Here is a 26,358-nt window from a genome sequence, read left to right as displayed (position 1 = left end):
TTACGCTGAGTGGCGTGAACCGATTCCGCATCACTGAGCTGCCGAAAGACCGGGTGCTGGTCGTTGCGCATCTGACCAGCGCCGATGCGCTGAAGCAGGCCATTGATGACGGAGCCGATGTCGTGGAATTCGACGGCGAACTGGAATTGTCGTCGCTCACCGAAACGTTGGATGTGGTGACGATCCCGGCAGGGGATGAGGATTTCACCCTGGCGGCTGCCACAGTGGCTGCGACGTCCGGAGCACGCGCCGTTCGTGCATCCGACGTGCGGCAGGCGAGGAAGGTCGTGGAGATGGTTGCGAGCGTGACGGGAACCCGTCCGCCTGCCCGAGCGGTGCGGGCGCTCGCCTGATGCTGCCCGCCGTCGAAACCTGGTTCGCCACGCACACCTGGCAGCAGCCGACGTGGACGGCCGACGACCTGGTGGCGTTGAAGCGCGGCCGGACCGTCTCGGTCGTGCTGCCCGCGTTGAACGAGGAGGAGACCGTCGGCGACGTCGTCGGCGTGGTCCGGCCGTTGCTCGGGACGCTGGTCGACGAGCTGGTGGTGATGGACTCCGGGTCCACCGACCGGACCGCGGAAGTCGCTGCCGCCGCCGGCGCACGGGTGGTGCGGCGCGAGGACGTCGTGCCGTGGCTCGAACCGTTGCCCGGCAAGGGCGAGGTGCTGTGGCGCTCGCTCGCCGCGACCTCCGGCGATCTGATCGTCTTCCTGGACTCCGATCTGGTGGATCCGGAGACCGCGTTCGTGACGGCATTGCTCGGGCCGTTGCTGCTGGACGCCGACGTGCACCTGGTGAAGGGCTTCTACCGGCGGCCGTTGCGGTTGGAGAGCAGCGGTGGCGGACGGGTCACCGAACTGGTGGCGCGACCGTTGCTGAACACGTTGCGGCCCGAGCTCTCCGGTGTGGTGCAACCGCTCGGCGGTGAGTACGCGGCCACCCGGTCCTTTTTGGAGTCCGTGCCGTTCGCGGCCGGGTACGGCGTGGAGATCGGGTTGCTGCTGGACGTGCACCGGCTGCACGGGCTTTCGGCACTGGCCCAGGTGAACCTGGGCGTGCGCAAGCACCGCAACCGGTCGTTGCTGCAGCTCGGCGTGATGTCCTCGCAGATCATGGGGACCGCGCTGGCCCGGTGCGGGGTTGCTGCCGATTCCGGGCCCCTCACGCAGTTCGTGCAGGTCGGTGGGGAGTGGCTACCCGACTCGACCGACGTGCTCGTGGCGGATCGGCCCCCGATGGTGCACGTGGTCGAAGAGCGCTAGCTGCTCTTCGCGGTGCGTCACGACGAGTGCGGTGCCCCGGCAGTTGTCCAGGACGTTCTTCAGCACCCGGTCGGCCTGCTCGGGGTCGAGGCCTTCCGTCGGCTCGTCCATGAGCAGGACCTCGGGGTTCGCCAGCACCGACCTGGTGAGGATCAGGCGTTGGCGCTGGCCGCCGGAGATCTCCTCGCCGCGTTCGCCGACGACCTGGTCCCAGTCGAGGTCCAGCTCGGTGATCGCGGCAGCCCGGTCCAGCTCTGCTTGCGTGGCATCGGGTTTGGCCAGCAGGACGTTGGTGCGGACCGTCGTGTGGAAGACGTGCGCGTCGGCCAGCGCGCCCTTGCTCGGTTCGAGCTGGTGGGCGATGGCGTTGAGCAGCGTGGTCTTGCCGCTGCCGCTCGGGCCGACGATCGCGGTTTTGCCGTGCGGCACGGGGAAGTCCGGGTTGTGGGACGGCTCGGGTTCGTCGGTCGGTTCCGGCGCCGGCCTGGTCAGCGCGGCCAGCGGGACGGTGATCTCGAACGTCGCGATGGCCGCCATGATCAGCCAGGCGGGTTCGTGCTGGGCGAGCATCAGCAGTGCCGCACCGAACTGGACGGCGATCGCCAGCGGGGTCAGGTCGCGGGTGCGTTCCTCGCGGGACAGCTCTTTCGCGGTCCTGGTCGCTGCGCGAAGTTTCTCGTCGAACAGGCCGTAGGCGATCAGTTCTTCTTTGCTGTGCACCAGTTCCGTGGTTTGTTCGGTGAGCTTGGCGCGCAACGGAGTGAGGTCTTGCGGCTTGCGGATGGCGAGCCACGGGAGCAGTACGACGTTGATCAGCAGGCCGATCGCGAGGGGGAGCGAGAAGACCGCCATCACCGCGCTCACCAGTGCCGCGGTGACCCACGGCAGGGTGGTGCGGAGCCGGCTGTCGAGGTGCTGGTCGACGTTCGTGACGATGCGCGTGAGCGCGGTGCCGGACGGGATGTGCCTGCGGTGCGCGAGGTCGTCGTAGACCCGCCCGCGGAGTTCGACGGCCTCGCTGAGCACGGCCTTGTGGCTGGTCAGGCGTTCGAGGTAGCGCAGGGCGCCCTTGGCCAGCGCGAGCGTGCGGACCGCGACGATCGCCACGGTCAGCGCCTGCATCGGCGGGTGCTCGGCGGCGCGCATGATCAGCCAGGTCGCCGTCGCGGTGAGGCCGACACCGGCCAGTTCGGCGAGCACGCCGACGAAGATCGCGAGCTTCATACCGTCACCACCCTGTTGACCTCCTTCAGCAACGTCGGCCGGTGCGCCACGATCACGGCCGTGCGGCCTCTGGTGAACTCCCGAGTCGCTTGCAGCACCAGGGACTCCGTCTCGGCGTCCAGGTGCGCGGTCGGTTCGTCCAGCAGGAACAACCCGGCGTGCTGCCGGTCCAGCGCCTTTGCCAGCGCGACTCGCTGCTGCTCACCGGACGACAGGTTCGCCGGCACGAGCGTCGGTCGTTGTGGCACCCACGACAGCGCTTGCAGCCAGGCCGTGCGGTCGATCTCCCGCAGGTCGACGCCGCCGACCAGCACACGGCCCTCGTCCGGCCGCACGAATCCCAGCAGCAGCCCCAGGATCGTGCTCTTGCCCGCGCCGCTCGGCCCGACCAGCGCGATCCGTTCGCCCGGCCTGATCCGCAGCGAGAAGTTCCTGAGGCTGCGGACGCTCACGTTGTCGAACACGATCTCGGCGGCGGCGAGATCCGGCGGGGTCACGCCGCCGTGGTCGGTCGCGGTGGGCACCTTGGCCAGCACCTCACGGCCCTGCGCGCTCGCGTGGAACTGCGCTCCGGCGGCCCGCAGTGGCAGAAACGCTTCCGGGGCCAGGAAGAGCACCAGCAACGCGGTGTGCAGCGGCACGCCGCCGTCGAGCAGCCTGAGCCCGACCGGCACCGCGACCACCGCCACCGACATCGTGGCCACCAGCTCCAGCACGAACGCCGACAGGAATGCGACCCTGAGCGCCGACATCGTCTCGGTCATGTGCTGTGCGGCCAGCTTCCGGACCGTCGCCGACTGCGCCTCGGCCCTGCCGAACGCGCGGAGTGTGCCGATGCCCTTGACCACGTCGAGGAAATGCCCGCCGAGCGTGGCCAGCGCAGCCCACTGGCGAGCCGTTCGCTCACGGGTGTGCGCGCCGACCAACGCGCCGAAGATCGGGATCAACGGCAACGTCAGCAGGATGGTCAGCGCGGCCGTCAGGTCGGCGAACGCGAGCCTCGTGACAACCGCCAGCGGGACGGCCACCGCGAGAACCTGCTGGGGCAGGTAGCCGACCACGTACGGCGTCACGTCGTGCACCCCGCGCGTGACCAGTGTTGCGACCTCGCCCGCTTTGGTTCCAGGGGAGCGCAGGAAGGCCTCGCGAAGACGTGCTCGGGTGCGTTCGGCGGCGCGGTGGGCCATGGCTCGATGCACCCACCAGACCAGCACGCGCAGGCCGACGACCAGGCACAGCAGCAGAAATCCGGAACCGCCGCTCAGCACCGACGCCAGAAGTTCGGCCTGGGCCAGCACGAGGAACGGGATCGGGATCAGCGGGAGGAGATGGCGACGATCGACCACTGCAGCACCACCACCAGCGGGATGATCGGGATCGCGACCCACGCGAGCAGGCCGAGCGTGTCGGTGTGCGCCATCAGCCCGGCGACGTCGATCGAGCTGAACGCGAGCGGGATCGGCAGCGCGCAGAGCAACGCGGTCACCGGGAACAGCGTCCACCGCCGGGTCTGGAACACCCAGCCGTGCAAGGCGAACAGCGCAGGCATCACCAGCGCCACGACCACCGGCGCGTGCAGCAGGTGCGCGAGAAACAGGCCCCAGCCGACGGAAACCATCAGCGCACCGGTGAACACCAGCCACGACCACAGCCGCAGCTGCACGGCGGCCATGAACAGCACCAGCCCGGCCAGCACCAGCGTGAACGTGCTGTGGGCACCGGACAGCAGCTCCCCTTCGAGCCGCGGGAACGCCGCGAACAACACGCCGATCGCGGCGACCAGCCACACCTCGTTGCCCAGGAAGAACGGCGTCATCCGGCGCAGCGTCTCGTCGCGGCCGCGGAACGGCAGCAGCAACCCGGTGCCGTAGTCGAAACCCGCCAGCGCGAAGTACCCGACGACGAGCGTCCCGAGCACGACCAGCCAGAGCATTTCCATCAGAGAGTCACCACCAGCGGCGAAACGGGGGCGGGCGTGACGTCGGGACCGCGGCGGACCGCACGTGCGATCAACGCCCAGTCGACGCAGGCCAGCAGAACGAACAGGGACGTGAAAACGATGAGCGACAACAGGATCTGTGAGGCGTCCACATGGGACACGGCGTCCTCGGTGCGCAACAGTCCGTAGATGAGCCACGGCTGGCGCCCGACCTCGCGGAACATCCACCCGAAGATGGCCGCCAGGAACGGCAGCGGAATGCCGATCACCATGAGGTACAACGGGAAGCGCATCCTGATCACGGCGTCCTTGATCAGCAACGGCAGCGTCAGCCAGCTGACCATCGTGAGCGTCATCCCGATCAGGATCATGAACCCGAGCGGCGCGCCGATCCACGGCGTCGCCTCCGACTTGCCAGGCTGGAACTTCGCGATGATCGGGAACTGTGCGAACCCCGCGCCGATCAGCGACGGCGTGGCCAGCGCCGTGGTGATCACGCCCATCCGCAGCGACCGCCGGAAGAAGTCGACCTCGGGCGTGCGCTTGATGAAGTGGTAGGCCGAAACCCCGGTCAGGAACACCCCGCCGACCGTGATGGACGCGAAGATCACGTGCATCAGGGCGGAGTTGAACGTGGGGTTGGTCAGGAGCGCGGAGAAGTCGTCCAGCCTGAGGACGTTTCCTTCCACCCGGTAGCCGACGGGGTGCTGCAGGAACCCGTTCGCCGCCATGATCCAGAACGCCGACGCGTAGGCCGTGAGTGCGGTCAGGTACAGCAACGCCAGGTGCACCCAGCGATTGAGCTTGCCCCAGCCGAAGATCCACAGGCCGAGGAACGTGGACTCCAGGAAGAACGCGATCAGCGTCTCCAGCGCGAGCGGCGCCCCGAACACGTCGCCGGCGTAGATCGCGAGGCCCGACCAGTTCAGCCCGAACTGGAACTCCATCACGATGCCCGTGACGATGCCCAGCGCGTAGTTGATCACGTAGATCCGGCCCCAGAACCGCGTCATCCGCTCGTGCACGGGCGCGCCGGTGATCGTGAACCTGGTCTGCATGATCACGAGCAGGGTGACCAGACCAAGTGTGAGCAGCACGAACAGGAAGTGGAACGACGTCGTCAACGCAAACTGGAGCCGGGCGAGGTCTACTGCGCTCATAGGTAGAGACGCTATATGTAGGCCCGCTACTTATGAACGACCGGGCCGGGATCTCAGGGAGATCTCAGGGCCGACCCTGAAGGGAAGCTGAAGGTTCGCCGGATCCGGTTCCAGCGCAACAGATCCGTGCCGTCGCACACCACCCCGAACGTCCGAAATCAGGGACATCTCCGGGGTTGCCGCGGCCCGTTCATCAGTAGAGTCACTACTCATGAAACCGGACGCCCTACGCGGCCACCTCGACGCGTTGCTGCTGGCGACGCTCGACGGGAGGCAGCTGCACGGTTACGCGATCATCGAGGCGTTGCAGCAGGTCAGCGGGGGCGCGCTGGACCTGCCGACAGGCACTGTCTACCCGGCGCTGCGCCGGTTGGAGCGGGCAGGCCACGTCATCAGCGACTGGAGCACGGTCGGCGGCCGCAAGCGCCGCACCTACCGGCTCACGCAGGCCGGCCAGAAGGCGCTGCACGCCGAGCGCAGCGCGTGGCGCGAGTTCACCACGGTCATCGACGGGGTGCTGGGAGGGGGCGGCAAATGGGCACAGACGTGATCGACAGGTACGTCACCGACCTGGGGGCGCGGCTGCAGGGCTCGAAGAAGCAGGTTCGCGACCTGCTCACGGAGACCCGCGACAGCCTGGAGGACGCCACCGAGGCGCACCTGCACCGCGGGCTGTCCGAGGACGAAGCCCGCCGGCGCGCCGTCGAGGAGTTCGGCCCGGTGCGCGAGATCGCGAACGAGTACCAGGCCGAGCTGGCCGTCGCATACGGCACGCGGACGCTCATCTGGCTCGCGATCGTGCTGCCGTTGATGCACATGGCGTGGGAGTACGGCCGGATGTTGCTCATCGGTCCGTGGCAGGACTTCGGTGCGATGCCGCCGTCCTGGTACCTGTTCATCGCCAAGGCCAACGACCTGGCCAGCGGTGTCGCGTCCGGCATCGCGCTGGTGGCTCTCGTGCTTGGCCGGATCCTGGCCCGCAAATACGACACGAAACTGCTGGCCAAGCTCGCTGCCTCGGTCGCGATCCTGGCGGTCGGCGTGGTGCTGCTGGGCAACGTCGCGATCATCGCCGCGACCGCGCACGTGGACGTCAGCAGGCTGATGCAGTCGTTGCCGATGACCATCGCGAGCCTGATCACCTGGACCGTGATCATTCGGCTCGGTCTGCTCGCTCGCCGCTGCCTGAGCTGTGCCACGATCGTCGCGTGACCAACGCCCTTCTCTACCTGATCGTGATGGTGGCCGTCGCGGCAGTGGTGTTCCTGCTCGCGGCGTTGGTGTTCGGGCGCGGCGAGGAGCTCGCGCCGCTGCCGCCCGGCGCGTCGCCGACGCGGCTGCCGTCGGAGGACATCACCGCGGAGGACGTCCGCGAGCTGAAGTTCCAGCAGGTGTTCCGCGGCTACAAGATGAGCGAGGTCGACTGGGTGCTGCAGCGCCTCGCGGCCGAGGTCGGGACGCTGCGCGCCCGCGTCGAGGAGCTGGAGAGCAGTGACCGAGCTTGAGCTCGCGGTCGAGGTGGCGGCACCGCCGGACACGATCTTCCGCGCCATGACCGACTGGGAACGCCAGTCGGAGTGGGTGTTCGGCACGCACGTCACGGTCGTCGCCGGTGACGGGAAGTCGGTCGGCAGCGAGATCGACGCCCGCACGTTCGGCGTGTCCGACCGCATGCGGATCACGCGCTGGGACCCGCCGCACGCCGTCGAGGTGGAACACCTGGGCCGTGTCGTGCGGGGGACGGGCGTGTTCGCCGTGCGCGGCAGTCGTTTCGTGTGGACCGAACGCCTCGACGTGCCGTTCTTCTTCCCGTTGGTGAGGCCGCTGTTCGTGCTGATGCTGCACCGATCGCTGCAGCGCTTCGCCCGTTTCGCCGAGGAGTACCGGTGATCTCGCGCTGCCCGTGGGGCGACTCGACTCCCGACTACGTCGAGTACCACGACACCGAGTGGGGAGTGGAGCTGCACGGCACCAACGAGCTCTACGAGCGGATGTCCTTGGAGGCGTTCCAATCCGGGCTGTCGTGGATCACGATCCTGCGCAAACGGCCCGCGTTCCGCGCGGCGTTCGGCGGCTTCGACCCCGCGGTGGTGGCCGGGTTCGGACCCGGCGACGTGGAACGGCTGATGGCGGACGCGGGCATCGTCCGCAACCGGATGAAGATCGACGCGGCGATCCACAACGCGCGCGTGATCGTCGAACAGGACCTCGATCTGGACGCTCTGCTGTGGTCGTTCGCCCCCGCCGACCACGTGCGCCCGGCGACGCTCTCGGACGTTCCTGCGATCACGGACGAGTCCAAGGCGATGGCCAAGGAGCTCAAGCGTCGTGGCTTCAAATTCCTCGGCCCGACCACGTGTTACGCGCTGATGCAGGCCACCGGGATGGTGGACGACCACATCGCCACGTGCTTCCGCGCTACGGCCTGAACTCGTCCAGCTCGTCGGCAGCGCGTTCCAAAGCGTCCACGACACCGTTGCGCACCATCTCACCGAACAGCGGGTCGTCCGCCCGGCTGCGGATGCCCTCCACGTGTGCCGCGATCCTCGCGCGCACGACGTCCAGGAAGTCCTCCGTCCGTCCGGACCAGCCGTAGGCCGTCAGGAAACGGGCCAGCCTGCGCGGGCGCCCCGCGAAGTCGGTGAACCCCTCGGCGGCGACGACGTGCCGCGCGTGCAGCGGTACCCAGCTGAACGCGGTGAACGCGAGATCCCATCCGGCGGGGACCGGACCCGCGAAATCCCAGTCGAAGAAGCCGGCGAGCCACCCGTCGCGCCAGGCCGCGTTGTAGGGCGCCGCGTCGTTGTGCCCGATCTCGAACCCCGGCTCCCACGTGCCACCGCCTCGCCAGACGGCGTCGTGCGCGGGTACGAAGTCGGCCACGGCCCGGTGGTAGTCGCGCAGCCACCGGGCGACCTGGTCCAGGGTCTCGTCGGCGTGCACCCAGCGCGGCCACGGTTTGTGGCTGCCGACGCTCTCACCGTCGAGGAAAGTCAGGATCTCCCGGCCGCGCTCGTCGATCCCCAGGGCGCGCGGTGCGCCGTCGAATCCCTTGTCCCTCAAGTGGTCGAGCAGGGCGTGCACGGCAGGTGTCCAGGGGCGGGCGGGCTTGCGGACGGTGTCGCCGGCCCGCACCGCACCCCCGGCGTTGCCGCCGTCGAGGCGTTCCTCCATCAGCGCCCGATGAACTTCGGCGCCCGCTTGTTCACGAACGCGTCCACGGCCTCGCGGTGATCCTCGGTCGCACCGCAGTCGGCCTGGGTCCGGCGCTCGGCCTCCAGAGCGTCCTCGAGGGTCCCGTCCGCCGCCACGGCCAGCGCTTCCTTGATCTTCGCGTAGGCCGTGGTCGGACCCTGGGCGAGCTTCGCGGCGAGAGCGTGCGCCGTCGGCAGCAGCTCCTCGTCCGGCACGACCTGGTTGACCATGCCGATCCGCAACGCCTCCTCGGCGCCGACCGGCTGCGCGAGCATCATCATCTCCATCGCGCGGCCGTGGCCGATCAGCCGCGGCAGGGTGTAGGAGGCGCCGGAGTCCGCGGTCAGGCCGACGTTCGCGAATGCCATCAGGAACTTCGCCGACGCGCCCGCGATGCGCAGGTCGGCCGCGTAGGCGAACGACGCGCCCGCGCCGGCCGCGCTGCCGTTGACCGCGGCGATCACCGGCTTCGGCATGCCGATCAGCTCGCGCACGATCGGGTTGTAGTGCTTCTCCACGGTGTTGAGCGGTGCGGGATCGCCGGCCTGCAGCAACCCGATGTGCTCCTTGAGGTCCTGACCCGCGCAGAACGCCCTGCCCGCACCCGTGATCACCACCGCGCGCACCGAGGCGTCGGCCGACGTCTCCCGCAGCGCGTCGAGGAACGACTCCTTCAGCGAGGTGGTGAAGGCGTTGAACGACTCGGGGCGGTTGAACGTGAACGTGCGCACACCATCGGCGTCGTCGACGAGGAGCTCGGACACTGGACCTCCATCAAGCAGTGGAAACGTTGCGGACCGGCCGCAGGCACTCGTCGACGAACCGACTCGTGCCCGGTGCCAGCCGCAGTGTCTGTTCGTCGAAGAACGACGCTGCCGCGTGCCCCGGCCAGTCCGGTGGCAACAGTTCAGCAGGAAGACCGGGATCGCGGAACAGGAACTTCCGCCAGGCGTGCAGCAGCCGCTGCGAGGCCGCGAACGCCGCCGCGTCGTCGGTTTCGTCCACAACGGACACCTGCGCCTGCCAGTGCGCGACGAACGCGGCGTAGTCGCGCCCCAGTTCCGGCAGGTCCCACGCCTTGGACGCCAGCTCGACGTCCGCACCGTCGTGTGAACCGTGAAAAGTTCGTGCGAGAACTCCCTCGGCGGCGAGCACGTCGGCCAGCTCCGGCGACGGACGGGGCGCGATCCACGTCACAGGGCCGAGCGCGCCGTAGCCGAGCAGCTGCAGTTCCGACGCCAGGTGATCCCGCGAGTCGCGGCCGGGCATCTCCTCCAGCACCACGACGTGCCAGCGACCGTCCCACGTGGACGGCCGGGTGCGGTAGATGCGGGCGGCGGCCTCGTCGAGCCTTCGTTCCCCGCGAGGTGTCATCGCGTAGCCGGGTCCGTCCGGCAGCCGCACGGGATGCAACCAGCCCTGCCGGACGGTCCGGGACACGGCCGTGCGGACGGCCGGCGCGGCGAATCCGAGGGGTTCGAGGAGCCGGACGAGGGCGGCGATGGTCGCGGCACCACCTCGTTCACGCAGGTGGCCGCCGTAGACGTCGAAGAGCGCGGAACGGGCTCGCACCCGGCCCAGTCTGTCACGACACGACCATCGGTGCCGAAAGTGTTGCGTTGTCGTGAAAACGGGTACTGATCAGGGTGAAAGCAAGATCAACAAATGTCACCCGAACTCGGCAAAAGATCGGTTCGGTTTCGCGCGAGAGTCGCGATAGGGGAGAATGGAGCAGATCCGGCCTGGCCGGACGGGGAAGATGTTGACGGAGGGAGCACGCGATGGCGGCCATGAAGCCCCGGACCGGCGACGGTCCCCTCGAGGTCACCAAGGAGGGACGCGGCATCGTCATGCGCGTGCCGCTCGAGGGTGGTGGGCGCCTTGTCGTCGAGATGTCGGCGGACGAGGCCAGCGCCTTGGGCGACGCGCTGAAGGCCGCCGCCGGCTGAGGCACCCGGCGAGAAGCAACGCAAGCCCCGGTTTCCACAGTGGAGGCCGGGGCATCGCTTCGTTCCGACACAAGCTGTGAAGTGCCCGTCTGACCGTCGAAACACGGGGCGACAGCCGGCGGTCGGAGCGCCTGGGGGAAACTTGGCGGTCGAGAATTTCCTTGGGGAGAGGGTCAGTCGTGGGGTCGACGGTTCCGTCAGTGCCAACCAAGCTCGTGGACGTCGAGGTGGCCACCACCTCGCGCCGCAACGTTCCCGCGGTCGTGCTCGCGGCCACGGGACCGGTGCTGGGGCCGGGCGGCGACGGCATCGACGTGTCGGAGCTCACCGGCAAGGCCGGTGAGACGGTTCGCCACGACCAGACGTGGACGCTCGGTGTCGGCACGGGCACCCTCAGCGACTACCGCACGGCCGGTGCCGCACTGGCTCGGGCGCTGAGCGGCGAGGACGCGCCCAAGAGCGCCGACGTGCTGCTGACCCCGGACTTCGACGCCGACAAGGTGCGCGCGTTCGTGCTGGGCGCGGCGCTCGGCGGCTACCGCTTCAAGGTCACCGGCGAGGACGCTCCCAAGCGCGTCGGCTCGCTGCGGCTCGTCACCGGCGACACCGGTTTCGAGGAGGTCCTGACCTCGGCCGCGCTGAAGGCCCACGCGCTGGCCACCGCCACCTCGCTCGCCCGTGACCTCGCCAACACGCCGTCCAACGTCAAGGACCCGCGCTGGCTCACCTCCACCGCCGCCAAGCTCGCGGAGAAGGTCGACGGGCTGACCGCCACCGTGCGGGACGAGAAGTGGCTGCGGCAGCAGGGCTTCGGCGGCGTGCTCGCGGTCGGTGGCGGTTCGACGCGCCCGCCGCGGCTGCTGGAGCTGACGTACGGCACCACCGGCCCGCACCTGGTGTTCGTCGGCAAGGGCATCACGTTCGACACCGGCGGCATCTCGGTGAAGCCCGCCGACGGCATGCACCTGATGCGCACCGACATGGCCGGCGGCGGCGCGGTGATCGCCGCGCTGATGGCCGTGGCGCGCCGGCAGCTGCCGATCAGGGTCACCGGGCTCGTGCCGTGCGCCGAGAACCACGTGAGCGGCTCGTCGTACCGGCCGGGCGACGTCGTGCGGCACTACGGCGGCGCGACCACCGAGGTGCAGAACACCGACGCCGAAGGCCGCATGGTCCTGGCCGACGCGATGGCGTACGCGGTGAAGAACCTCGAACCGGACCTGATCGTCGACGTGGCGACGCTGACCGGCGCGATGAAGGTGTCGCTCGGCCTGCGCACGGGCGCGGTGTTCTCCGCCTCCGAGGAGATCGCGGCGAACGTGATCGACGCGGGTGAGCGGGCAGGCGAGAAGTGGTGGCGGATGCCGCTGCTGGAGGAGCACGTCGACGCCGTCGCCAGCGAGATCGCCGACTACAAGCAGTGCCCGCCCGGCCCCGGTGGCATCACCGCGGCGCTGTTCCTGCAGAAGTTCGCTGGTCAGGTGCCGTGGGCGCACCTCGACATCGCGGGCCCGGCGCGGTCGGAGAAGGTCTACGACGAGGTCGTCGCGGGCGCCACGGGCTTCGGCGCGCGGACGTTGATCGAGCTGGCTGAGAAATATTCGCGTTAGTACCTACGATCGGCCATACGAGACGGCGACGTTCCACGGCATGATGTGAGCGCCTTCACACCGTCGTAGAGGAGCGCTCGTGTTACTTCGCCTGGCTCTCGCCGCCTCGTTGGTCCTGTCGGCGCTGACCCCCGCCGTCGCGAGCACCCCGTGGTGGGAGCCGGTGGCGAGGCCCGCGCCGGACTCCGAGATCAACGTCACGGGTGAGCCGTTCAAAGGCACGGACGGCGCCGGGAAGGTGCGCGGGTTCGTCGACGCGCACAACCACCTCATGACCAACGAGGGCTTCGGCGGCAGGCTGATCTGCGGCAAGCCGTTCTCGGAGCTGGGCGTGGCGGACGCGCTGAAGGACTGCCCCGAGCACCACCCGGCAGGCCTGGGCGCGATCTTCGAGGCGATCGTCACCGGCGACTTCGACGGCCACGACCCGGTGGGCTGGCCGACCTTCCGGAACTGGCCGTCCTACACGACGGTCTCGCACCAGCAGAACTACTACGCCTGGCTGGAACGGGCCTGGCGCGGCGGCCAGCGCGTGCTGGTCACCGACCTCACGAGCAACGCCGAGCTGTGCATCATCCACCCGTTCAAGGACCGGCCGTGCGACGAGATGACCTCCGTCCGGCTGCAGGCCCAGCGCACCTACGAGCTGCAGGCGTTCATCGACAAGATGTTCGGCGGGCCCGGCAAGGGCTGGTTCCGCATCGTCACGTCGGCCGAGCAGGCGCGTCAGGTCGTCGAGCAGGGCAAGCTCGCGGTGGTGCTCGGCATCGAGACCTCTGAGCTCTTCGGCTGCCGGACGTTCCTCGACATCCCGTTGTGCGGCAAGGGCGACATCGACCGCGGTCTCGACGAGATGTACGCGCTCGGGGTGCGCAGCGCGTTCCTGTGCCACAAGTTCGACAACGCGCTGTGCGGCGTCCGGTTCGACTCGGGCACGCAGGGCGGCGTGATCAACGCGGGTCAGTTCCTGCGCACCGGCCAGTGGTGGCAGACCGAGCAGTGCAAGGGGCCGCAGCAGGACAACCCGATCGGCACGGTGGGACCGAACGCGCTGATCCCGGCCTCCGTCGTCGCGCCCGCCTACGACCCGGCGAAGCGGTGCAACGTGCGCGGTCTGACGTCGCTCGGCGAGTACGCGGTGCAGGCCATGATGAAGCGGCACATGATGATCGAGATCGACCACATGAGCGTGAAGGCCGCCGGCCGCACGCTGGAGCTGGCCGCGCAGAAGCGCTACCCCGGCATCATCTCCAGCCACAGCTGGATGGACGCGCAGTGGACCGAGCAGGTCTACCAGCTCGGCGGGTTCGTGGCCGGGTACGAGAACGACCCCGGCGGGTACGTCGCGCAGGCCGCCGCCGCGGAACCGTTGCGGCGCAAGTACGGCGTGGGCATCGGGTTCGGCTCTGACTACAACGGCGTGGGCTCGCACCCGGCGCCGCAGACCGGCGTGACCTACCCGTTCCGCAGCTACCCCGGCGGCCCGCTGGTCGACCGGCAGCGCACCGGCGAGCGCGTCTGGGACATCAACGTCGACGGCGGCGCGCACATCGGGCTGCTGCCGGACTGGGTCGAGAAGGTCCGTCAGCTCGGCGGTGACCAGCTCGTGCAGGACATGCTGAGCGGAGCCGAGTCGTACCTGCGGACGTGGTCGGGAACTCAGCGCTGGACGCCGTGAATTCCCAGCGCGTGCTCGCGGAACGCGCGGACCGCGGGCGGCAACGGGTGGCCGGTCAACCAGGCGAGCCCGAACACGCGGCTCGCCCGCGGTGCCAGCGGTAGTTCGCGGAGCCCGGCAGGCGGTGTGGTCTCGGCGTGCGTCAGCAGTGCGACGCCGAGACCAGCCGCCACCAGGCCGCGCACCGTCTCGATCTCCTGGCTCTCGAACGCGATCTTCGGCGAAATTCCGGCGGCCGCGAACATGTCGTCGGTGATCTGCCGCAGGCCGTAGCCGTGCTCCAGGAGGATCAGCTCCTCGTCCGCCAAGTCCTTGAGCCGCACGGATTTCCTCGTCGCCAGCCGGTGGGAGACCGGCACGACGACGATCAGCTCCTGTTCGAAGAGGACGGCGGAGGAGAACTCGGGACCGTCGGGCGGAGGCGCGACCAGAGCGAGGTCGATCTCGCCCTGCCGCAGCTTCTCGACGACGGTGTAGCGGGCGTTCTGGATCAGTCCGAACCGGACGTGCGGGTGGTCCGCGCGGAACCCGCGGACCAGCTCCGGCACCACCGACCGGCCGAGCATGTGCAGGAAGCCCAGCACCACCCGGCCCTTCTCCGGGTCGAGCTCCTCCTCGACCTCGCGCAGGCCCGGTTCGAGCGCGGCCAGCGACCGTGCCGCCGCGTCGGCGAGCAGCCGGCCGGCACGGGTGAGCCGGACCCTCCTGCCGGTTTTCACGACGATCGGCGAGCCGAGCTGCTCGCCCAGTTCGGCGAGCCAGCGGCTGACCGTCGGCTGGGGCAGACCGACGCGGTCCGCGACACGGGTCACGTGCTCGTCGGCGGCAAGCGCTTTCAGCACCGCCAGCTTCGGGGCCAGCTCCAATTCATCCATGAATTGATTCTGGCTCATTTCCGTATTGGACGTATGGCTTAGCGTCGAATGCGTGACCAGGTTGACCACGTCCATCGCCGCATCGGGACTCGCGTGTTTCGCGTTGCTGTACGCGCCGCAGCCGGTGCTGCCCCAGATCGCCGCCGACTACGGCCTGGGGCCGGGCGGCGCGTCGCTCGCGATGTCCGCGGCCACGCTGGCGCTGGCCGTGGTGGTCGTGCCCGTGGCGATGCTGTCCGAACGGGTGGGACGCCGGCCGGTGATCGTGACCAGCGTGCTGCTGGCGGGCCTGCTGGGCGTGGTGCTGCCGTTCGCGCCGGACTACGACGTCTTCCTGGTGCTGCGGGTGCTGCAGGGCGTCGCCGCGGCCGGGGTGCCCGCAGCGTCGATGGCCTACCTCGCGGACGAGCTCGACAAGGGCAGGCTCGGCGCCGCGATGGGCGCCATGATCGCAGGCAACAGCGTGGGCGGCATGATCGGCAGGCTGCTCTCCGGCACGACCGCGGACTGGCTGGGCTGGCGAGGGTCGATCCTGCTCAGCGGTGTCGCCGGGCTGGCGGCCGCGCTGGTCGTCGTCTTCTTCCTGCCCCGCGCCCAGGCGGCGCCGAAGCGGGCGCCTCGGGGCATGAAGGCGGCGGTGCGGGACCCGGTGCTGCTCTCGCTGTACGCGGTCTCCGTGCTGATGGTCGGCGCGTTCGTCTCGTTCTACAACGTGGCGGGCTTCCAGCTCACCGGTCCGTCGTGGCTCGAGTCGCTGGTCTTCGTCTTCTACGCGTTCGGCAGCACGTCGGCGGCGTTCGCCGGCAGGCTGGCCGACCGGCTCGGCCGCGGGCGCGTGCTGCTCATGGCCATCGGGGTGGTGGCGGTCGGCACGCTCGCGAGCCTGCTGTGGGTGCCGCTCGGCCTGGCCGTCGTCACGGCGGGCTTCTTCGCCTCGCACGCCATCGCGAGCAGCTGGGTCGGCGCGCGGGCCCCGTCCCACGCCCGCGGCCACGCGTCCGGGCTGTACCTGTGCGGGTTCTACGTGGGCAGCAGCATCGGCGGCACGTCCGGCAGCACCGCCTACGGCGAGTGGGGCTGGGGCGGTCTGGTGCTCGTGATCATCGGCTGGCTGGCGCTGGCCGCGATGCTGGTTCAGAACTCCAGGGCGAGGGTGATGCGCGAGTCGACGGGGGAGATCGCGGTCTTGCCCAGGCGCGGCAGCTCCGGTTCGCCCGGCTCCATGCCGACCGAGACCGAGCGGGTGTCGGCGGGGATCTCGACCACGATCGCGAACGGCAGCGGGCCGCCGTCGTAGCGGGCACCGACCTGGGGCGCGGTGGAGCCGTCCGGCAGCTTGACGGTGATCAGGTCCTTGGTCAGGTTGCCGCCCGCGGTGTCGGGCAGGTTGCCGGTGGCTTCGACCCGCACCTCCAGCAACGCCTTGTCCGGTGCGGAGATCGTGGCCACGTCGTACTGGCTCTGGCCGAGCTTCACCGGGCGCTGGCGGCCGAGCCGGATCCCGGTGACCTTCATGCCGAGCTCGCGGTCGGAGAAGCGGATCTTCTGGGTCGCCTCCTGGAACTGGGCGGGCCCGGCGGCGCGCTGCAGCACGTGCGGCGCGTTGTCGGTGCGCTTGCCGGACGGGATCTCGACGCGCTGTTCGAGCGACTTGGCGCCGAGCGAGCCGAGGGCGAGCGTCTCCGCGCCGTCCTGCGGGTCGGGAACCGTGTAGACGACGAACACCGAGCCGTTGGCCGGGAGGCGGTCGGCGGGCAGCAGCTGGCGCTTGCCGGGCACCTCCAGCGCGAGCTCGGACGGCTGCGGGGCGAAACCCTGCCAGTTGGTGCGGTGGAAACCGCTGTCGGTCTCCCAGAGCTTCTCGACCTTCATCCTGACGACGCGCAGCCGCGTGCCGGGCTCTGCGCGCAGGGTGCCCTCTGCGGTGAACCAGATGTCCGGGTTCGCCCAGCCGGTGACGACCGTGGAGAGCAGGTCGTCGCGCAGCCGGAAGTCGAGGTTGCCGAGACCGAGATCGGCGTTGGAGCGCTTGCCGTCGTCGGGCAGCACGGCGAGGAAGTCGCGGCCGGCGGTGAGGTCCTGCTGCTTCTTCGGGTCGAACTCCTTGCCGTCGGTGCGCACGAGCGTCCCCAGCGGCGTGCTGCGGGTGCCCTTCTCCGGCACCTGGGGTGACTGCACCTCGTAGCGGACCTGGTCACCCGTCTTGGTGACTTCCTTCAACGGCACGGGCACCCAGTCGGTGCTGGCACCGCTTCCCGGGACCTGGACCGGCCCGCACCAGAGACGTTTGTCCACCTCGGACTCGACACCGGTCTTCGCGAACCAGCAGGTGACCGCCGCCGCGCCCGCCCGCGCCACGTAGCCGTACTCCAGCGTGTACGCGAGCTGGGCCTCGGCCTGCGCCTGCAGGTCGGAGGCATCCGCGATCTTCAGACCGTCGACGGTGGGCTGGATGGAGGCGGGTTGTGTCTTGGCTGCTGTGGCACATCCAGTCACCGCGAGGAGGACCGTCAGACCCAGAACCGCACGCCGCACAGTCTCGCGCCCCTCACCGGTAGAAACGACTACGTCACTACTGGTTAAAGGCGGCGTTCACACTTCAGGGTTGCCCCGGTCGTGTGTGTCTCAAATCACACTGCGGTAGACCTCGACCGTCTGCTCAGCCATTGCGGACCAGGAGAACTCCTGCTCAGCACGCTTGCGACCGGCCGCTCCGAAGCGCTGGGCGCGTTCGGGATCGGCGATGAGCTCGTTGATCGATTCGGCAAGTTGAAGTCGATATGTCGACAAATCGTGCTCGTCGTAGTGGACCAGCAGCCCCGTCTCGCCGTGCGCGACGACCTCCGGGATGCCGCCGACGTCACTCGCGACGACAGCCGTGCCGCACGCCATCGCCTCCAGGTTCACGATGCCGAGCGGCTCGTAGACCGACGGGCACACGAAGACCGTCGCGTGGCTGAGGATCTGCCGCACCTCGGCGGGCTGCAGCATCTTCTGGATCCAGAAGACGCCCTCGCGGGTCGCCGCGAGCTCGGTCACGGCCCGCTTGGTCTCCTCGGCGATCTCGGGCGTGTCCGGCGCGCCGGCGCACAGCACGATCTGGGCAGCCGGGTCGATGTGGTGCGCGGCGGCGACCAGGTGCCCGACACCTTTCTGCCGGGTGATCCGTCCGACGAACGCCACGACCGGTTTCTCGGGATCGATGCCGCGGGAGGTGAGCGCGTCCGTCTCGCTCACCGGGTGGTAGGCGGCGGAATCAATCCCGTTGCGCACCACGTGCACCTTCGCCGGATCCAGCGCGGGATAGGCGTCGAGCACGTCCGCGCGCATGCCGTCGCTCACGGCGATGATCGCGTCCGCGTGCTCGTACGCGGTCCGCTCGGCCCACGACGAGATCCGGTACCCGCCACCGAGCTGCTCCGCCTTCCACGGCCGGCGCGGCTCCAGCGAGTGCGCCGTCACCACGTGCGGGATCCCGTGCAGGAGTTTGGCCAGGTGACCGCCCATGTTGGCGTACCAGGTGTGCGAGTGCACGAGGTTCGCCGTGGACACCGCCTGAGCCATCTCCAGGTCGACCGCGAGCGTCGTCAGCGCCGCGTTCGCCTGCTCCAGGCTGTGCGGGGGATTGTGGGCAGTGGCGTCTCCGCGCGGTGCACCGAAGCAGTGCACGTCGACGTCGACGAGTTCGCGGAGATGGGGCACGAGGAATCCCACGTGCACACCAGCGCCGCCGTAGACCTCCGGCGGGTACTCCCGCGTCATGAGCGCAACTCGCACGCACCCACCGTAGATCACGGCGGTAGGTGTTGGGACGAACCAGTTTGCGTCTGGTTGAAGCGCGATCGCACAGATAGGGTCACATACCGTGAAGGGGCAGCCGCACGTTCTCGGAATTGTGCTTGCCGGTGGTGAAGGCAAGCGCCTGTGGCCACTGACGGCCGACCGCGCGAAACCGGCTGTGCCCTTCGGGGGCAACTACCGGCTGGTCGACTTCGTGCTGTCGAACCTGGTCAACGCGGGGCTCGCGAAGCTCTGCGTGCTGACGCAGTACAAGTCGCACTCGCTGGACCGCCACATCTCGACGACGTGGCGCCTGTCCAATGTGCTCGGTCAGTACGTGACACCGGTCCCGGCCCAGCAACGCCTGGGGCCCCGCTGGTACACGGGATCCGCCGACGCGATCTTCCAGTCGCTGAACCTCGTCCACGACGAGAAGCCGGACCACGTGGTGATCTTCGGTGCCGACCACGTGTACCGGATGGACCCGTCGCAGATGATCTCGCAGCACATCGAGTCCGGCGCGGCCGTGACCGTCGCCGGCATCCGCGTGCCGCGCACCGAGGCGAAGGCGTTCGGCTGCATCGACTCCGACGCGTCCGGAAAGATCACGCGCTTCCTGGAGAAGCCGTCCGAGCCGCCGCACGTGCCGGACGACCCGGATGTCACTTTCGCTTCAATGGGCAACTACGTCTTCACGACCGAGGCGCTGCTGGACGCGCTGCGCGGGGACGCGTTGAACCCGGACTCCGACCACGACATGGGTGGCGACATCATCCCCATGCTGGTCGACAGGGGTAAGGCGCACGTGTACGACTTCCAGGACAACGAGGTGCCCGGCGCCACGGACCGGGATCGCGGCTACTGGCGTGACGTCGGAACCATCGACGCCTACTACGACGCGCACATGGATCTGGTTTCGGTCCATCCGATTTTCAACCTGTACAACCAGTTGTGGCCCATCCGGACGGCCACGCCTCCGTTGCCGCCCGCCAAGTTCATCGCGGGTGGGTCCGCTGAGGACTCGATGGTCGGGCCCGGATCGATCATTTCCGGGAAGATCCACGGTTCGGTGATCTCCTCGGACGTGACCGTCGAGGTCGGATCTGTCGTGCAGGGATCGGTTCTGTTGCCCGGTGTGCGGATCGGGAAGGGCGCCGTGGTGCGGCGGGCGATCCTCGACAAGAACGTCGTCGTGCCGGACGGGGCGTTGATCGGCGTGGACGCGCCGATGGACCGTGAGCGCTACACCGTTTCCGCGGGCGGCGTCACGGTCCTCGGCAAGGGCGTCCGGGCGTACTAGCAGCCCGTCAGCTTGATGTCGTCCTGACTCTCGAACCGGCGTCCGTCGACCGTGCGGCCCATCAGGGTCGCCGTCGTCATGCCGCACGTCAGTCCGGTCTTGGTCGTGTCGAACTGGCAGACCAGGTCGGCCAGCCCGTCGTCGTTCACGTCCTCACCCGGTGATCCACACCGGACAAAGCTCTGTTCGAGGCCGGTGGCGCCGAACGTGAGGCTCGTCCGGTCGACCTGCGCGACCGCGTCGAACTCCGCGGTGGACAGGATCGCGACCGGGATCAGGCCCTCTTTCTTCAGGTTGATCGAACTGGGGAAGCTGCGCGGCTTCACGTCCGTCGGCACCCAGTCGATCGAACGGACGTCATTGGCGCGGTTCGTGTCCTCGGGGTGCGGTTCGTCGGCCGCGATCACCGCCGTCGTCGACAGCACGTGCCTGCGGTTCTCGGTGCAGGTGATCGCCCAGTCCTTGGTGAACGTCGCGGTCGTGCCGGCGTTGAGGACGTGCGCCTGCTGCTGGCCGGTGTTCGGCGTGACCGTGCAGTCGGTGGGGGCAGCGAAGGTCACGGTGGTCAGCGTGTGCACGGCGTCGGCCGGTCCGGCGTTCGCCACGGTCGTCGTCGTGGTGCAGGTGAAGTCCTGGGTGCGGTACTGGCGTTCGGTGCAGGTCAGGCGGATGTCGGAGACCGAGAGGTCCACCCGTTCGAACACCTCGACCCGGTCGGTCGCCGAACCCTCGTTGTTGCTGCTGTTGGGGTCGATCACGTGCAGGTGGTCGAGCACGGCCTTCGACGACGCCGTGAAGTCGTGGTAGCTGCGGTTCGCGCAGGCCACGTTCCACTTCGACGAAACGGTCACCGGGTTCGCGCCGATCGCCACCGGGTGGCTCGTCGAGCCGTTCGCGGTCAGCGTGCAGTCGGCCGGGCCGGTCAGGCCGAGCAGCACGTTGGTGTTCGCCGGACCGTAGTCGCCGCGGTTGGACGCGGTGGCGGTGACCGTGCACTCGAACTGGTCGGTGACGTAGGTGCGGCTGACGCAGTCGAGCCGGGTGCTGTCGATGCCGACGTCCGACTCGTCGATCACGGCGATGCTGACGTCCGTCGTCCGGTGGTTGCTGGTGGGGTCCGGGTCTGTCACGCCTGGTGTGGTGATGGTCAGCGCGTTCTGGAACGTCAGCGGATGGTCGCTCGGGTTGAGGCAGGTGACGCCGACCTCGAAGATCACCTCGACCGGCCTGCCGAGCACGAGCTGCCGCGTCGCGGGCGGCGGGGTGCGGAAGGAGCAGTCCGGCGGGCCGGAGGCGGAGATCGCGTCCTGGACGTCGATGATCGGCGCGGGGCCGCGGTTCTCCAGCAGCGCGCGGACCCGCAGGACGTGCTCGGTGTCCGCGGACATGTCGACGGGTGGGTCGACGACCTCGAAGGCGACCTTCACCGCGTCGGCCTTGGTCTCGACGTTGCCGAAGTCATGACCGGCGAAGTCGGTGTTCGCGGCTCCGATCGGCACGTGCACGCCGTGCCGTTCGGGAGCGGAGGTGCGCGTCCAGTCGGCGCGGTTCTCCTCCGTGACGGCGTAGTCGCCCGGCAGGTGGCCGTCGAGGCGGAACTCGTAGTGGCCGTTCGCGTCGGTGGTGGTCGTGGCAACCGGGCCCGTGTTCTGACCTGCGTCGGAGCGGTCGCGGTGCAGCGTCATCGTCCATCCCGCGAGACCGGGCTCGCCCGCGTCGCGGACACCGTTGCGGTTGACGTCGTGGTACTTGAAGCCGCTGATCACCGGCACCGGCTTCGCCGACGTGTTCTCGGAGAAGTTGCCGCAGGCCCGGCCGATGAAGCTGTCCCCGAAGCTGAGTGCGGGAAGGTGGACGGGGCGCGCCCTGAACGCGTTCAGAACGAAGTTGTAATGCAGCTGGCCGGGTGCACAAGGCACGTCCACGGCCAGGTTGTTGTTATTGCAGCCCGACCATCTCACGTTGCCGTCGCTGATCGTCAGATTTTCCATTCGCGCGTACCAGAGGAAGTTCGGGTGGAATCCTCGCGCCTCGTAGTAGTCGCGATGCCGAATGATGTCCTCGTGCGACAGCAGCTGGTCGTAGCCCGGGTCCAGCACGAACGTCCTGCGGCAACTCGGATCGGTCGTGGTGGGCATGTCGGCGGCGTCGTACCAGCACCCGGTCGCGTGTGCCGTCGGAGTGGTGATTCCGATGATCGGTAGGAAGGCCGCCGTCAGCGCGGCGAGAACTCTTGTTGGTTTCACCTGAGCCCCTTTCGGGGAATAGACGATCCCCGACCCTGCGGAGGGAACGTCGAATAGCCGTGATGCGTTGTTACCGCATCACTCAGGTGGTCCAACCGTGATTCTTATCGACCCACTCAGGGTTTGCGGGCGGCGACCAGCAGTCCATCGCCCAGCGGCAGGATCACCGGAACGAGCCGGTCGTCCTCCTTCACCAGGCGAGCGATGTCCCGCATCGCCTGGGTCGACTCGTCCCGCTTGGAGGGGTCGACGACGGCGCCGTGCCACAGCACGTTGTCGAACGCGATGACGCCGCCCGGCCTCAGCATGCGGACGCCGTGTTCGAGGTACTGCGGGTACTCGGGCTTGTAGGCGTCGACGAACACGAGGTCGTAGGCCGCGTCGGTGAGGCGGGGCAGCACGTCCAGCGCCTTGCCCATGATCAGGCGGGTGCGCGAGGGCGAGATGCCCGCGGCGGCGTAGGCCTCGCGGGCGGCCCGCTGGTGTTCCGGGGCCACGTCGATCGAGGTCAGGATGCCGGAGGCGGGCATGCCGGCGAGCAGGTAGAGGCCGCTGGTGCCCGCCCCTGTCCCGATCTCGACGACCGCCTTGGCCTGGAGTGCGGTCGCGAGGAACCGCAGGGCGGCGCCTCCGCCGGCGCCGATGGGCACGCAGCCCAGTTCCTGGCCGCGTGCTCGTGCTGCCAGGTGCACGTCGTCCTCGGGGAGGTACTGCTCGACGTACTCCCGCAGGGCCGATTCCGAGGTCACGGGATAGGAGGTTAGTGCCACGCGTGCCCAAAACGGGTGAACACGGCCCGAACCGAGATTCTCAGGGTGCTCTCAGGCAGCTCTCACGATCGTTTTAAGGGAGCAGGAGATGGTAGGGCAGCAAGAAGCCAGGCTCTGGTCGGGAACAAGCCGGACCCGCCGCACGTTGAGCCGCACAAGGGTCGCCGGGCGGCCCACATGGAGGTGCCGAAACACCTGATGCGCACGCAGTCGAGTTCGCCGGAGGCCGTCGCGCCCATCGAGACGGCCGACTGGACGCCGCCCTCGTGGGACTCCATCGTTCGCGAGCACGCGGACCGCGTCTACCGGCTCGCATACCGCCTGACCGGCAACCAGCACGACGCCGAGGACCTGACGCAGGAGACGTTCATCCGCGTCTTCCGGTCGCTCGCGTCCTACAAGCCGGGCACCTTCGAGGGGTGGCTGCACCGCATCACCACCAACCTCTTCCTCGACATGGCTCGCCGCCGCAGCCGCGTGCGCATGGAGGCGCTGCCGGAGGACAACGACCGCCTCGAGGGTGACGACCTGTCCCCTGAAGAGATCTACGACGAGAACCACCTCGACCCCGACCTGCAGGCCGCGCTGGACGAGCTCCCGCCGGAGTTCCGCGCCGCGGTGGTCCTGTGTGACGTGGAAGGACTCTCCTACGAGGAGATCGGTGCCACGCTCGGGGTGAAGATGGGTACCGTGAGGAGCAGGATCCATCGGGGCCGCCAGGCCCTGAAGGTCGCGCTCGAACGCCGTCGTCAGGAATCGTTGCTGGAGGACTCTGCATGACCGACCTCCGTGGTTGGGGCCTGCCTGAGCAGCACCTGTTGCCGGATGCCGTGGTCGCGTTCGTGGACGGAGAGCTGTCCTCGGTCGCACACGAGCGAGCCGCTGCGCACATCCAGCGCTGCGGTTTCTGCGCCTTCGAGACCTACACCCAGCAGCAGGCGCGCGCGGCCGTGCGCACCGCGGCGGCGCCCACGGCGTCGGCGTCGCTGCTCGACAGGCTCGGTGCCATCCCGCAGGAGGTCGAGCTGCCGTCCGCGCCGGACGGGCTCGCGATCACCGAGGACGGTCAGTTCGTCGCCGTGCAGCGGACGGACAAGCCCGCGTTCGGCTCCGGCCCCGTGCTGGGGTCGTCCCGGCCGCTGGGCAGCAACGGGTGGTTCAGCGGCCGCAGAGCTCGCCAGGGTGCCGGTGTCGTCGTGAGCGGCATGCTGCTCGGCGCGCTCGCCTTCACCTCGCCGGAGAGCGACGCTCCCGCCGCGCCGTCGGTGCCGCAGAACGCCCGCGCGGTCTTCGCGACAACCCCCTGACAGTCATTTCACCGTTCGTGAGGCACGCTGTAACTCAGCACTCCTAGCGGAAAATTCGGGGAGAGATGAGCCAGCAGTCGCCCAACGGCCAGACGCCCACACCCGTTTCCGGAGTGGACGACGGAGCGCATCGCAGGCTCCGGCCACGGCCCCTGGTGCAGCCGCCGGTCGACCCCGCGTACGCCGCCGCCTTCGGCCGCCCGGACGGTGTTTCCGGCGCGTTCGCCACGCGGGACGTGCCCCTTCCGCAGGTCCAGCCGGCCCCGCCGCCTCCCGAGTCCCTCGTGACCGCGTTCGGCCGCCAGGGCTCCACCGAACTCCTGCAGCGCCCGCCGCAGCCCGTGGGCGAACCGGATCCGGACATCGACCCCGTGTTCTGGGGCGACAAGCCTGCGGGCGACCCGTGGCGCGACCCCGCTTCCGGTGCCGTGATCGGTCCGCCCGCCGTGGGCGAGGACCCGCCGGGTGAAGCCGAGAAGAAGCAGGACCCCGGCCCGCAGCTGAGCATCCCCGAACTGATCTTCGGTCGGCGCGTGAAGCCGACCGCTCTCGCGCTGCTGACGGCCGTCGCGCTGCTCGTCGGTGCCGCCGGCGGCCTCGTCGGCTGGCTGATCGGCCGCGCGGGCAACCCGCTGACCGACTCGACGGTGACGCTGGCGGAGGTCGAGCAGGGCAAGGAACGCCCTGCCGGGTCGATCTCGGACATCGCCAAGCGCGTGACGCCGAGCGTCGTGTCCATCGAGTTCAAGGGCGCCAACGTGGCGGGCGTCGGCTCCGGTGTCGTCATCGAGGCCGGCGGCTACATCCTGACCAACGACCACGTCGTCGCCCCCGCGGCCCAGGACTCCTCCGCCAAGCTCAGCGCCGTCTTCACCGACGGCACGCGCGCGCAGGCCCGCGTCGTCGGCCGCGACCCCAAGACCGACCTCGCCGTGATCAAGGTCGAGGTCACGAACCCGACCGTGCTGCAGTTCGGCAACTCCGACGAGCTCCAGGTCGGCGACAGCGTGATCGCCATCGGCTCGCCGCTGCAGCTGTCCAACACCGTCACCGAGGGCATCGTCTCCGCGCTGCACCGCCCGGTGACGGCGGCGGGCGAGAACGGCGGCCCGCAGGTCACCTACGACGCGATCCAGACCGACGCGGCCATCAACCCCGGCAACTCGGGCGGTGCGCTGGTCGACTCGCGCGGTGCCCTCGTCGGCATCAACTCCTCGATCCGCACCGAGACCGGCGGCTCCGTCGGCCTGGGCTTCGCGATCTCCGGCAACCAGGCGCGCAAGATCAGCCAGGAGCTGATCCGCAGCGGCCAGGTCAAGCACGCGGACATGAACGTCAACGTCAAGTCGGTGTCCGCGGAGACCTCCGAGGGCGCTCAGGTGCAGAACGTTCCCGCGGGAGGTGCCGCGGCCGCCGCTGGCATCCAGGAGGGCGACGTGATCACCAAGGTGGGCAACCGGATGGTCCGCAACGCCGCCGAGCTGATCGTCGCCGTTCGCGAGCACGAGATCGGCCAAACGGTCCAGGTCGTGCTGGCCCGGCAGGGCCGTGAGCTCAAACTCGACGTGACATTGAAGTCTGACTGACAAGTAGGCTGGGACCCGTGTTCGACAGCATCGGATGGGTGGAGATCCTCATCATCGTCGTAGCGGGTCTCTTCATCCTGGGGCCCGAACGCCTGCCGTCCGCCGCGGCCTGGCTCGGCAAGACGGTGCGCCAGGTCCGCGAGTACGCGACCGGCGCGCGCGAACAGCTCAAGCAGGAGATGGGCCCGGAGTTCGAGCAGCTCCGCAAGCCCCTCGAGGACCTGCGCGAGCTGCGCAACTTCGACCCGAAGCGCGCGGTCGCCAAGCACCTCTTCGACGACCCGGAACCCACCAAGGCGAACGGCTACCCGACGCCGCCCACGCCTCCGGCGCCCGAGCAGCGCCCGCTGGCCCCAGGCGAACGCCCACCGTACGACCCAGACGCAACCTGACAAACGATGAACGGCGCTTTTGTGCACCTGAGCCCGGATCCACCGATGGATTGTTAGCGATCTTGGGTGTGGGTGTGAGTGTT

At 69.1% G+C, this 26,358-nt stretch carries 27 protein-coding genes; 16 read left to right on the top strand and 11 right to left on the bottom strand.

Translation table 11 applies throughout. From position 1 onward, the window contains the following. The first annotated feature begins 14 nt into the window (after nt 1-14). Both IEZ09_RS30380 and IEZ09_RS30375 read left to right on the top strand, forming a co-directional pair. Nucleotides 15-353 carry a hypothetical protein gene (locus tag IEZ09_RS30380; RefSeq protein ID WP_189257229.1) on the top strand — a complete coding sequence of 113 codons (339 nt, stop codon included), beginning with the start codon at nt 15-17 and terminating at the stop codon, nt 351-353. Next, complete coding sequence (locus tag IEZ09_RS30375; RefSeq protein WP_189257228.1) at nt 353-1,264, top strand: glucosyl-3-phosphoglycerate synthase; 912 nt, start codon at nt 353-355, stop codon at nt 1,262-1,264. The genes IEZ09_RS30380 and IEZ09_RS30375 overlap by 1 nt, the downstream gene beginning before the upstream one ends. On the opposite strand, the gene IEZ09_RS30370 is transcribed toward IEZ09_RS30375, so the two are convergent. From IEZ09_RS30370 to IEZ09_RS30355, 4 genes are read right to left on the bottom strand one after another with little or no spacing between them, the layout of a single operon-like run. Further along, nucleotides 1,196-2,488: an amino acid ABC transporter ATP-binding/permease protein gene (locus tag IEZ09_RS30370; RefSeq protein WP_189257227.1), complete on the bottom strand. Its 1,293-nt coding sequence runs from the start codon at nt 2,486-2,488 to the stop codon at nt 1,196-1,198. The two genes, IEZ09_RS30375 and IEZ09_RS30370, sit on opposite strands and share 69 nt — an antisense overlap. After that, nucleotides 2,485-3,834 (bottom strand): ABC transporter ATP-binding protein/permease, encoded by a 1,350-nt coding sequence (locus IEZ09_RS30365; RefSeq protein WP_189257226.1) that lies wholly within the window; start codon nt 3,832-3,834, stop codon nt 2,485-2,487. The genes IEZ09_RS30370 and IEZ09_RS30365 overlap by 4 nt, the downstream gene beginning before the upstream one ends. After that, nucleotides 3,804-4,427 carry a cytochrome d ubiquinol oxidase subunit II gene (locus IEZ09_RS30360; RefSeq protein ID WP_189257225.1) on the bottom strand — a complete coding sequence of 208 codons (624 nt, stop codon included), beginning with the start codon at nt 4,425-4,427 and terminating at the stop codon, nt 3,804-3,806. Before IEZ09_RS30360 ends, IEZ09_RS30365 begins: the two co-directional genes overlap by 31 nt. Then, nucleotides 4,427-5,587 carry a cytochrome ubiquinol oxidase subunit I gene (locus tag IEZ09_RS30355; RefSeq protein ID WP_189257224.1) on the bottom strand — a complete coding sequence of 387 codons (1,161 nt, stop codon included), beginning with the start codon at nt 5,585-5,587 and terminating at the stop codon, nt 4,427-4,429. Before IEZ09_RS30355 ends, IEZ09_RS30360 begins: the two co-directional genes overlap by 1 nt. A 211-nt stretch (nt 5,588-5,798) precedes the next feature. On the opposite strand from IEZ09_RS30355, the gene IEZ09_RS30350 reads away from it, so the two are divergent. The 5 genes from IEZ09_RS30350 to IEZ09_RS30330 are packed head-to-tail and all read left to right on the top strand — an operon-like array spanning nt 5,799 to nt 8,016. Continuing rightward, complete coding sequence (locus IEZ09_RS30350; RefSeq protein WP_189257223.1) at nt 5,799-6,137, top strand: PadR family transcriptional regulator; 339 nt, start codon at nt 5,799-5,801, stop codon at nt 6,135-6,137. Then, nucleotides 6,122-6,799, top strand: a complete 678-nt coding sequence (locus IEZ09_RS30345; RefSeq protein WP_189257222.1) for a permease prefix domain 1-containing protein — start codon at nt 6,122-6,124, stop codon at nt 6,797-6,799. The genes IEZ09_RS30350 and IEZ09_RS30345 overlap by 16 nt, the downstream gene beginning before the upstream one ends. After that, on the top strand, nt 6,796-7,092 hold the full coding sequence (locus tag IEZ09_RS30340) for a DivIVA domain-containing protein (RefSeq protein ID WP_189257221.1): 297 nt from the start codon (nt 6,796-6,798) through the stop codon (nt 7,090-7,092). The genes IEZ09_RS30345 and IEZ09_RS30340 overlap by 4 nt, the downstream gene beginning before the upstream one ends. Then, the gene (locus IEZ09_RS30335; protein ID WP_189257220.1) at nt 7,079-7,477 is read left to right on the top strand and encodes an SRPBCC family protein; all 399 of its coding nucleotides are present in this window, start codon (nt 7,079-7,081) and stop codon (nt 7,475-7,477) included. The genes IEZ09_RS30340 and IEZ09_RS30335 overlap by 14 nt, the downstream gene beginning before the upstream one ends. Beyond that, a complete protein-coding gene (locus tag IEZ09_RS30330) occupies nt 7,477-8,016 on the top strand; it encodes a DNA-3-methyladenine glycosylase I (RefSeq protein WP_189257289.1) in 540 nt (179 codons plus the stop codon). Before IEZ09_RS30335 ends, IEZ09_RS30330 begins: the two co-directional genes overlap by 1 nt. Here IEZ09_RS30330 and IEZ09_RS30325 read toward each other — a convergent pair. Genes IEZ09_RS30325 through IEZ09_RS30315 form a run of 3 tightly spaced genes read right to left on the bottom strand, consistent with a single transcriptional unit; the run spans nt 8,006 to nt 10,354 of the window. Then, a complete protein-coding gene (locus tag IEZ09_RS30325; protein ID WP_189257219.1) occupies nt 8,006-8,761 on the bottom strand; it encodes a phosphotransferase in 756 nt (251 codons plus the stop codon). The two genes, IEZ09_RS30330 and IEZ09_RS30325, sit on opposite strands and share 11 nt — an antisense overlap. Beyond that, nucleotides 8,761-9,546, bottom strand: a complete 786-nt coding sequence (locus IEZ09_RS30320) for an enoyl-CoA hydratase-related protein (RefSeq protein ID WP_189257218.1) — start codon at nt 9,544-9,546, stop codon at nt 8,761-8,763. Before IEZ09_RS30320 ends, IEZ09_RS30325 begins: the two co-directional genes overlap by 1 nt. A gap of 10 nt (nt 9,547-9,556) precedes the next feature. Further along, nucleotides 9,557-10,354, bottom strand: coding sequence for a PaaX family transcriptional regulator (locus tag IEZ09_RS30315; RefSeq protein WP_189257217.1), 798 nt, complete (start codon nt 10,352-10,354; stop codon nt 9,557-9,559). Nucleotides 10,355-10,563: 209 nt separating this feature from the next. Here IEZ09_RS30315 and IEZ09_RS30310 point away from each other — a divergent pair, with 209 nt between their 5' ends. The 3 genes from IEZ09_RS30310 to IEZ09_RS30300 all read left to right on the top strand — a co-directional run bounded on the left by IEZ09_RS30310 (nt 10,564) and on the right by IEZ09_RS30300 (nt 14,019). Then, the gene (locus tag IEZ09_RS30310; RefSeq protein ID WP_065914675.1) at nt 10,564-10,731 is read left to right on the top strand and encodes a DUF3117 domain-containing protein; all 168 of its coding nucleotides are present in this window, start codon (nt 10,564-10,566) and stop codon (nt 10,729-10,731) included. Between the two features lie 200 nt (nt 10,732-10,931). Continuing rightward, the gene (locus tag IEZ09_RS30305; RefSeq protein WP_229813093.1) at nt 10,932-12,341 is read left to right on the top strand and encodes a leucyl aminopeptidase family protein; all 1,410 of its coding nucleotides are present in this window, start codon (nt 10,932-10,934) and stop codon (nt 12,339-12,341) included. Nucleotides 12,342-12,420: 79 nt separating this feature from the next. Next, a complete protein-coding gene (locus IEZ09_RS30300; RefSeq protein ID WP_189257215.1) occupies nt 12,421-14,019 on the top strand; it encodes an amidohydrolase family protein in 1,599 nt (532 codons plus the stop codon). Here IEZ09_RS30300 and IEZ09_RS30295 read toward each other — a convergent pair. After that, nucleotides 14,001-14,894, bottom strand: a complete 894-nt coding sequence (locus IEZ09_RS30295; RefSeq protein ID WP_229813092.1) for a LysR family transcriptional regulator — start codon at nt 14,892-14,894, stop codon at nt 14,001-14,003. The two genes, IEZ09_RS30300 and IEZ09_RS30295, sit on opposite strands and share 19 nt — an antisense overlap. Nucleotides 14,895-14,946: 52 nt before the next feature. Between IEZ09_RS30295 and IEZ09_RS30290 the strand changes: the two genes are divergently transcribed. Continuing rightward, a complete protein-coding gene (locus tag IEZ09_RS30290; protein WP_229813091.1) occupies nt 14,947-16,191 on the top strand; it encodes an MFS transporter in 1,245 nt (414 codons plus the stop codon). 1,328 nt (nt 16,192-17,519) lie between these two features. Here IEZ09_RS30290 and glgA read toward each other — a convergent pair. After that, nucleotides 17,520-18,671 (bottom strand): glycogen synthase, encoded by a 1,152-nt coding sequence (glgA, locus tag IEZ09_RS30285; RefSeq protein ID WP_189257213.1) that lies wholly within the window; start codon nt 18,669-18,671, stop codon nt 17,520-17,522. An 88-nt stretch (nt 18,672-18,759) separates the two neighbouring features. On the opposite strand from glgA, the gene glgC reads away from it, so the two are divergent. Continuing rightward, nucleotides 18,760-19,974 (top strand): glucose-1-phosphate adenylyltransferase, encoded by a 1,215-nt coding sequence (gene glgC, locus IEZ09_RS30280; protein ID WP_189257212.1) that lies wholly within the window; start codon nt 18,760-18,762, stop codon nt 19,972-19,974. Here glgC and IEZ09_RS30275 read toward each other — a convergent pair. Together IEZ09_RS30275 and IEZ09_RS30270 are read right to left on the bottom strand one after the other, a co-directional pair. Further along, the gene (locus IEZ09_RS30275) at nt 19,971-22,220 is read right to left on the bottom strand and encodes an SdrD B-like domain-containing protein (protein ID WP_189257211.1); all 2,250 of its coding nucleotides are present in this window, start codon (nt 22,218-22,220) and stop codon (nt 19,971-19,973) included. The two genes, glgC and IEZ09_RS30275, sit on opposite strands and share 4 nt — an antisense overlap. A 116-nt stretch (nt 22,221-22,336) precedes the next feature. Then, complete coding sequence (locus IEZ09_RS30270) at nt 22,337-22,969, bottom strand: O-methyltransferase (RefSeq protein WP_189257210.1); 633 nt, start codon at nt 22,967-22,969, stop codon at nt 22,337-22,339. Nucleotides 22,970-23,167: 198 nt separating this feature from the next. On the opposite strand from IEZ09_RS30270, the gene sigE reads away from it, so the two are divergent. From sigE to tatB, 4 genes are all read left to right on the top strand, one after another. Next, the gene (gene sigE / locus IEZ09_RS30265; protein ID WP_189257209.1) at nt 23,168-23,770 is read left to right on the top strand and encodes an RNA polymerase sigma factor SigE; all 603 of its coding nucleotides are present in this window, start codon (nt 23,168-23,170) and stop codon (nt 23,768-23,770) included. Next, nucleotides 23,767-24,297, top strand: a complete 531-nt coding sequence (locus tag IEZ09_RS30260) for a zf-HC2 domain-containing protein (RefSeq protein ID WP_229813089.1) — start codon at nt 23,767-23,769, stop codon at nt 24,295-24,297. The genes sigE and IEZ09_RS30260 overlap by 4 nt, the downstream gene beginning before the upstream one ends. 65 nt (nt 24,298-24,362) lie before the next feature. After that, entirely contained in the window at nt 24,363-25,883 is a 1,521-nt protein-coding gene (locus tag IEZ09_RS30255) for a S1C family serine protease (RefSeq protein ID WP_189257208.1), read from the top strand. A gap of 17 nt (nt 25,884-25,900) precedes the next feature. Beyond that, the gene (tatB, locus tag IEZ09_RS30250; RefSeq protein ID WP_189257207.1) at nt 25,901-26,275 is read left to right on the top strand and encodes a Sec-independent protein translocase protein TatB; all 375 of its coding nucleotides are present in this window, start codon (nt 25,901-25,903) and stop codon (nt 26,273-26,275) included. Nucleotides 26,276-26,358: the final 83 nt, after the last annotated feature.

Source organism: Lentzea flava, from assembly GCF_014648475.1.
Classification (GTDB): Bacteria; Actinomycetota; Actinomycetes; order Mycobacteriales; family Pseudonocardiaceae; genus Lentzea; species Lentzea flava.
The sequence above is the reverse complement of the archived record's forward strand: the minus strand, read 5'-3'. Positions and strand labels throughout refer to the sequence as shown.

What these genes read in the sequence shown, in the direction of transcription:
- IEZ09_RS30375 (WP_189257228.1), top strand. Translation starts at nt 353, where the DNA reads ATGCTGCCCGCCGTCGAAACCTGGTTCGCCACGCACACCTGGCAGCAG.
- IEZ09_RS30370 (WP_189257227.1), bottom strand. Translation starts at nt 2,488, where the DNA reads ATGAAGCTCGCGATCTTCGTCGGCGTGCTCGCCGAACTGGCCGGTGTC.
- IEZ09_RS30360 (WP_189257225.1), bottom strand. Translation starts at nt 4,427, where the DNA reads ATGGAAATGCTCTGGCTGGTCGTGCTCGGGACGCTCGTCGTCGGGTAC.
- IEZ09_RS30355 (WP_189257224.1), bottom strand. Translation starts at nt 5,587, where the DNA reads ATGAGCGCAGTAGACCTCGCCCGGCTCCAGTTTGCGTTGACGACGTCG.
- IEZ09_RS30350 (WP_189257223.1), top strand. Translation starts at nt 5,799, where the DNA reads ATGAAACCGGACGCCCTACGCGGCCACCTCGACGCGTTGCTGCTGGCG.
- IEZ09_RS30345 (WP_189257222.1), top strand. Translation starts at nt 6,122, where the DNA reads ATGGGCACAGACGTGATCGACAGGTACGTCACCGACCTGGGGGCGCGG.
- IEZ09_RS30325 (WP_189257219.1), bottom strand. Translation starts at nt 8,761, where the DNA reads ATGGAGGAACGCCTCGACGGCGGCAACGCCGGGGGTGCGGTGCGGGCC.
- IEZ09_RS30310 (WP_065914675.1), top strand. Translation starts at nt 10,564, where the DNA reads ATGGCGGCCATGAAGCCCCGGACCGGCGACGGTCCCCTCGAGGTCACC.
- IEZ09_RS30295 (WP_229813092.1), bottom strand. Translation starts at nt 14,894, where the DNA reads ATGGATGAATTGGAGCTGGCCCCGAAGCTGGCGGTGCTGAAAGCGCTT.
- sigE (WP_189257209.1), top strand. Translation starts at nt 23,168, where the DNA reads ATGGAGGTGCCGAAACACCTGATGCGCACGCAGTCGAGTTCGCCGGAG.
- IEZ09_RS30260 (WP_229813089.1), top strand. Translation starts at nt 23,767, where the DNA reads ATGACCGACCTCCGTGGTTGGGGCCTGCCTGAGCAGCACCTGTTGCCG.
- IEZ09_RS30255 (WP_189257208.1), top strand. Translation starts at nt 24,363, where the DNA reads ATGAGCCAGCAGTCGCCCAACGGCCAGACGCCCACACCCGTTTCCGGA.